The organism is Streptococcus azizii, assembly GCF_001984715.1.
In the GTDB taxonomy this organism is placed as follows: domain Bacteria; phylum Bacillota; class Bacilli; order Lactobacillales; family Streptococcaceae; genus Streptococcus; species Streptococcus azizii.
Genome location: NZ_MSPR01000012.1, coordinates 70,293 through 76,464 on the forward strand (window position 1 = coordinate 70,293; position 6,172 = coordinate 76,464).

Genomic DNA, 6,172 nt, shown 5'->3' on the forward strand with positions numbered 1-6,172 from the left:
GTGAATAACGCTTAAAGAGGTAACAGAACATGTCAAAATTGTTAGTTTTTGGTCACCAAAATCCGGATACAGATGCGATTGCATCTTCTTATGGCTGGGCGTATTTGGAACGTGAAGCCTTCGGTCGTGATGCAGAAAATGTAGCTCTCGGAACACCGAATGAGGAAACAGCCTTTGCCTTGGATTACTTTGGAGTCGTAGCACCACGCGTAGTGGAGTCTGCCAAAGCGGAGGATGTGAGACAGGTCATCTTGACAGACCACAATGAGTTCCAACAATCTATTTCTGACATTAAAGAGGTAGAGGTAGTAGCGGTTATTGACCATCATCGTGTAGCAAATTTTGAGACAGCAAACCCTCTTTATATGCGCTTGGAGCCAGTTGGATCAGCCTCTTCTATCGTTTACCGTGCCTTTAAAGAAAATGGCTTGACCCCTCCAAAAGAAGTAGCTGGTATGCTCTTGTCTGGTCTGATTTCAGACACGCTTCTCCTCAAATCACCGACGACTCATGCAAGTGACCCACATGTAGCGGTAGAATTAGCAGAGCTGGCAGGCGTAAACATAGAAGAATATGGTCTTGCCCTGCTGAAAGCAGGAACCAATCTTGCTAGCAAGACAGCAGATGAATTGATTGATATTGATGCTAAGACTTTTGAGCTAAATGGTCAGGCTGTTCGTGTAGCGCAGGTCAATACAGTTGATATTGCAGAAGTGTTGGAACGTCAGGCAGAAATTGAAGCAGCGATCAAACAAGCGAGTGCAGCAAATGGCTACTCTGATTTTGTACTGATGATTACGGATATTGTGAATTCAAATTCTGAAATCCTTGCCTTGGGACAAAATATGGATAAGGTTGAAGCTGCTTTCAACTTCACCCTTGAAAACAACCATGCCTTTTTAGCAGGAGCTGTTTCTCGTAAAAAACAAGTTGTCCCACCATTAACCGAAAGTTTTGGAGGATAAAGGAGTATAGTTCGCGCAGCCCTATTTGGTCATCCAAATAGGGCTTGTGCCTCTTCCTTTAGGTTTTTGACAAAGTAGCTCAGAGATATGTACTCAATAGAGGCTGGGACAAAAAGATTTTAATTTTTGAAATTCCTTATTATAAGTTCTGCAAAATTTACAATTAACCAATAAAACGAACGAAATTAAATTTATGTGACTGCAAATGTCATATTCGTTCGTTTTTTCTATTTGGAGCTGGACTTTTGTCTCAGCCTCTATTTGAAGGGATTGAAACAAGCAAGTGACCACAGAAGCCTGAGCTAGGAAATAGGAGTTTTGACGAGGAGGCTGGGAAAAAAGATTTTAATTTTTGAACTTCCTTATTATAAGTTCTGCAAAATTTACAATTAACCAATAAAAACGAACGAAATTAAATTTATGTGACTACAAATGTCATGTTCGTTCGTTTTTTATATTTGGAGCTGGACTTTTGTCTCAGCCTCGCTTATGTCTTAAAGGTTACTGAGGGGTTATACTTGCAAACTTCTGTTTCCTGCCTTCAGTAGCCCCATCATAAAAAGAAAAGAAGGCGCTTATAAAAATCGTTGACATTTTTGAGGGCATTGCTTATAATAAAAACTAAGAAGAGGGAAACTTCTAGTGGAGAACAATTTGAATTTTCCTATAACCCATCCTACAGGGAGGTATAGTCAAGAGGCAGTTAGATAGTTCTTATTGAAGCAGAAGGGAGGGGAGAACTTGAGTCGATTTTAATGTCTCTCTTGTTTTGAAAAAGCTTACAATGGTCATTATATAAATTGTTCAAAATTAGAGGTTAAGATATTCCTGTAAAATTACTTTAGGAGGAAATATGCCAATGAGTAAATTCTTTAACAAATTACTTACACTAGCTACAATGTTGGTTTTGTCGCTTTCGTTCAGTCCTTTCACAGTTTATTCTGATGAAAATGAAAATGCAATATTTGAGCAAATTTTTGGAGCAGATAATAGGATTACAGTTACGGATACTACTAACGGTTTTTTTCCAAAGATTGTTAAAATCGAAGGAATAGGTTATCATGATGGCTCAGGTCAATATGTTCCGTTGATGGGAACTGGTACGATGATTGCTAGTGATGTAGTCTTGACTTCTGCTCATGTTGTATATTCATCTGCAAAGAATGAATATTTTACAAATATTAAGGTTACCCCTGCGATAACCGATGGTAGTACACCGTTTGGAGCAACTGGTGTTGCACAGATTAAAATAAATGATGCATATGCTTCAAATCCGAATCCTGAAAATGATTATGCTGTTATAAAACTCTCTAAACCACTTGGCACACAAACTGGATACCTAAGCTTATCAACGAATATTAAAACTGGCGATTATGCTCAAACAGCAGGATATCCGGGTGATCGTCCTGGGAAAATGGTGTTTGCTTCTGGAAATATTGAAAATGTTTTAGAGAATAAATTGAATTATAAAATTGATACAAGAGGTGGGCAAAGTGGTAGTCCGATTTTGAATGCTGATAATGAAGTTGTAGGTGTTCATAGTGGGTTCAATCCAGATGTTACTAACCATGCGGCTAGGGTAACACCGAGCATGCTTAGCCTTATCAATTCAGTTAATCCATCTTCAGGTGCGGTAAGCTTTACAAATGCAGAACCTACACAATCAGCCCCAGTTTATCGATTATACCATGAAGGATCTAAAAGACATCATTTTACCTCAAGTTTAAACGAAAGAAATACGTTAGTTTCTAAACATGGTTGGATAGATGAAGGGGTTGCATGGAAAACAGGGGATGTTGCGCCAGTATATCGTTTATATAATGCAGGTACCAAAGATCATTTGCTAACGACAGATATGAATGAAGTTCAAACACTTCAAGCTGTAGGGTGGGTAAATGAAGGAGCTGTTTTTCAAAGTGGTACAGGAGTAGATGTTTTTAGATTATACAGTCCAGTAACAAAGGAACATTTCTATACGGCTAGTGTCAATGAAAAAAATACATTAGTAAGCTATGGATGGAACTATGAGGGTGTTGCATTTAAAGCAAATTAGAAGGAGGAAACCTATGTTTCGTAAATCTTTAGTGAAGGGCATTCTGCTACTCTGCTGTGCCTATGTGCCTGTTAGCATGTCAGAAATGTCGTCTGTATATCCAATTTTCCAAGAAGTGTCAGCTGACGAACTGATTCCTAGTTTTAAAAGTCAAGGGGGATCCGAATTTGAACCAGGTACATTTAAAATGAGGTTAAAAGTAGGAGAAAGAGGGCAGATTCTTCGTCCGCAGAACTCCCCATTAAAGGATATGAGATACTCTTTTGATATGCAAGTGGAAGATCCTTCCATCATTACCTTTGATGAACAAGGGAATTGGACTGCCTTAAAAGCAGGTAGTACGAAAATCTATCCGAGTTTTCCAAGTGGTGACAGTGACCAAGCAAAAAAATTTGCTGATGAACTGAAAGCATATCCTGTTGAATTATCGATAAATGATATTGCTGTTGCCTGGGAAGTGACAGTAGAAGATAGCGATGTCGAAGCCTCTAAACCCATGCATCGTCTCTATAACCCTAACAACAAAGAACATTTTTATACAAGTAACCTCCAAGAAAAAGATGCTCTGGTCCAGATGGGCTGGGGACAATATGAAGGCGTAGCCTGGCAGGCACCTGAGAAGGGGGAGGCTGTCTATCGTCTCTATAATCCCATTTTGAAAGACCATCACTATACCAAGGATTTAAATGAAATTACGGTCTTGACGGAAAAACATTTTTGGAAATATGAGGGACTGGCTTGGTATTCGGGAGGTGGTAGACCGGTCTATCGCCTTTTCCATCAGGGACTTACATCAGGTTCTCATCATTATACGATGGATGAACATGAGGTAGCAGTACTTCAGCAGCGCGGTTGGATATACGAGGGCATAGCTTGGTATGGAAATCCAGCTTTTGTCTTTGAATCCTCCCAAGGATAGCGCAGCTCGCACGCTCCTACCCTAGATTCGTTTGTTCAGCAGGAGACTGAGTTGTTTTTTGCTCAACCTCTTTTTGTGTGGTATAATACTCTCATGATTAGAGTGTATCATCCCAGTAAGGTAAGCCAATCCAGTTTTTTCCAAGACTTAATCCAGTACTTGGACCAGCATGACGATGTGACCCTTCGTCAGATAAAAAAAGAATTTGCCACTGTCTCCAATATAGACCGGCAACTAGAGCGATTTATCCAGGCGGGCTATATCCGCAGGCACAATCGTCGCTATTCCAACTCTTTTTCCTGCCTGATGAGTCTGGCTGATTTAGCCTTGGATCAAGAGATTTTTGTTGAGACGGCAAGTCCTATTTTTGCAGAATTGCTGGCGACTACCTTTACGGTTGAAACGACAAATACTACCAACAAGTTGGTCATTCAAGAAGAGGTTGATGCCATTCGGGAACGTCTGACCCTGTCTTCTTATTTTTACAAGTTGACGAAACAACTCCCCTTGTCAGAAGAGCAAGAGGTTTTGTACCAGCTCTTGGGGGATGTCAATCAAGAATATGCCATGAAGTACATGACGACCTTTTTGTTAAAATTTATGCGTAAAGAAACCGTCCGACAACGACGGACGGATATTTTTGTCAAAGCCCTGGAAATACTGGGGTTTATTACAGAAATAGAGCCTCAAACCTATCTTTTGACCATGGACTTGGACAAGGACAACTGGCTGTTTAAAGCGAAGAAAACCTGACGGGCTACTCCTTGTCAGGTTTCTTTCTTAACCATTCTTCTAATTTTGCAAAGGGGGTCGTCAAGGCTTCCTTCCAAATCTGGTAGCGGGTATCAACTAGGCGGTAAAAGAGGGTGTCGAGCATCTCTTTTTCTTGAGAGCCGAGGTTGTGTTGCTGCTGCAAGAGAAGCTGTATTTTCTTTGGAGTATCAACGGTGAAATCATTGAGTCGCTCAATCTCTGCATCGATGAAGATACCAAAAAGGAGATCAAAGAAATCTTTGAGTTCTTCATCAGTAAGGCTAGCTGTCCATGCCTTTAGGGTTGCGTCGATTTGGAGACTCTTTTCTGTGAGGGCGGGAGCTAACTTAAAGTCGTCGTTTTCAATTTCCCAAGTGAAGCTGATATGTTGGAGCAGACCGAAGGCCTTACTTTCGACAATTTCCGCATGCTCAGGCGTCTCAAGTAGCATACCGACAATGGAATGTTGCGGGATGATCGATTGAATGCGTCCTTTTATGGCTTGGTAACCGCGGGATGAGATGACAGACGGATGGACACCAGGTGAATCGTAGGCGAGAATCTGAGCAATGCGTTCCTGTGCTACTTTATCCATCTGACTGCTGGCATAAATCGCAAGGTTACCCCCTTTTGAATGACCAGCTACGTAGAGGAGTTGCTGGGAGTTATCCATGATTTCTTTGAGGTACTCAGTGGCGGACTGCTGGGCAGGGATCTCTGCCATATAGGTCATGTGAAAATCTTCTTTCCAGCCGATAATGGTATCGTCGGTCCCCCTAAAAATGGTCAGAATCCTATCGCGACCAATCTTGTAGCTCATAGCAGCAAATTGTTTTTCCTCTTCTTTGTCATAATCGTCAACATAAGCAAAGGCCTTAATTGCCTTGAAACGCTTGGCTTCCTTGAGGAGTTGAAGCAACTGGATGCGTTCTGGAGTAATGGTGACGGAAAGGTTGGGTGTCTCATTCTGGTAGCTTGCTTCAAATTGTGTGGCTACATGGTCCAGTCGAGGAGCATGGTCTGCCGTAAAGTCGGGGCTGACGAGGCCATTAAAGGGTAAATAGGTAATCTCTGTTAAGGCAAGAATGTCTAGACGGTTGAGGGGCAGATCATAAAAATCTTGATAGGCTACTTCTTCGACATAATTTAGTAGATTTGGCATGTGGCACTCCGATACGATATGTTGAAACTATTATAGCCTATTGCAGTAAAAATCACAACCACTATTATTGGAGGTAATCTAACGGTTGTTGAAGCAACTAGGGAACGCAAGGCCCTTTTTATCAGATTATACCGTTGCAGCACTTCGCACTAGTTGAAAATGTTCATTATCCCTAGTCTAAAACTAAAAATGTCTTCACATCTTGTGTAATTGAGTTCAGCCTAAAACCTCGGAAAAAAGATAAATCTCATTGGTTGCAAGACAACCTGCTTCGATTTTCTATTTTTCATTCGGTTTTTTAACGGCTTCACATCTTGTGT

General features: G+C 41.0%; 5 protein-coding genes. 4 read left to right on the forward strand and 1 reads right to left on the reverse strand.

All coding sequences use genetic code 11. From position 1 onward, the window contains the following. The first annotated feature begins 29 nt into the window (after nucleotides 1-29). The 4 genes from BVE84_RS06980 to BVE84_RS06995 all read left to right on the forward strand — a co-directional run bounded on the left by BVE84_RS06980 (nucleotide 30) and on the right by BVE84_RS06995 (nucleotide 4,690). Nucleotides 30-965, forward strand: coding sequence for a manganese-dependent inorganic pyrophosphatase (locus tag BVE84_RS06980; RefSeq protein ID WP_076996340.1), 936 nt, complete (start codon nucleotides 30-32; stop codon nucleotides 963-965). Nucleotides 966-1,818: 853 nt separating this feature from the next. Beyond that, on the forward strand, nucleotides 1,819-3,018 hold the full coding sequence (locus BVE84_RS06985; RefSeq protein WP_076996341.1) for a trypsin-like peptidase domain-containing protein: 1,200 nt from the start codon (nucleotides 1,819-1,821) through the stop codon (nucleotides 3,016-3,018). 13 nt (nucleotides 3,019-3,031) lie between these two features. Next, nucleotides 3,032-3,937: a hypothetical protein gene (locus BVE84_RS06990; protein WP_076996342.1), complete on the forward strand. Its 906-nt coding sequence runs from the start codon at nucleotides 3,032-3,034 to the stop codon at nucleotides 3,935-3,937. A 93-nt stretch (nucleotides 3,938-4,030) separates the two neighbouring features. Beyond that, complete coding sequence (locus tag BVE84_RS06995) at nucleotides 4,031-4,690, forward strand: DUF1803 domain-containing protein (RefSeq protein WP_076996348.1); 660 nt, start codon at nucleotides 4,031-4,033, stop codon at nucleotides 4,688-4,690. A 4-nt stretch (nucleotides 4,691-4,694) separates the two neighbouring features. Here the strand turns inward: BVE84_RS06995 and BVE84_RS07000 are convergent, their stop codons facing one another. Then, nucleotides 4,695-5,852, reverse strand: a complete 1,158-nt coding sequence (locus tag BVE84_RS07000; protein WP_076996343.1) for a DUF2974 domain-containing protein — start codon at nucleotides 5,850-5,852, stop codon at nucleotides 4,695-4,697. Nucleotides 5,853-6,172 lie beyond the last annotated feature (320 nt).

Coding starts and splice junctions, on each gene's coding strand:
- BVE84_RS06980 (WP_076996340.1), top strand. CDS start 30: ATGTCAAAATTGTTAGTTTTTGGTCACCAAAATCCGGATACAGATGCG.
- BVE84_RS06985 (WP_076996341.1), top strand. CDS start 1,819: ATGCCAATGAGTAAATTCTTTAACAAATTACTTACACTAGCTACAATG.
- BVE84_RS06990 (WP_076996342.1), top strand. CDS start 3,032: ATGTTTCGTAAATCTTTAGTGAAGGGCATTCTGCTACTCTGCTGTGCC.
- BVE84_RS06995 (WP_076996348.1), top strand. CDS start 4,031: ATGATTAGAGTGTATCATCCCAGTAAGGTAAGCCAATCCAGTTTTTTC.
- BVE84_RS07000 (WP_076996343.1), bottom strand. CDS start 5,852: ATGCCAAATCTACTAAATTATGTCGAAGAAGTAGCCTATCAAGATTTT.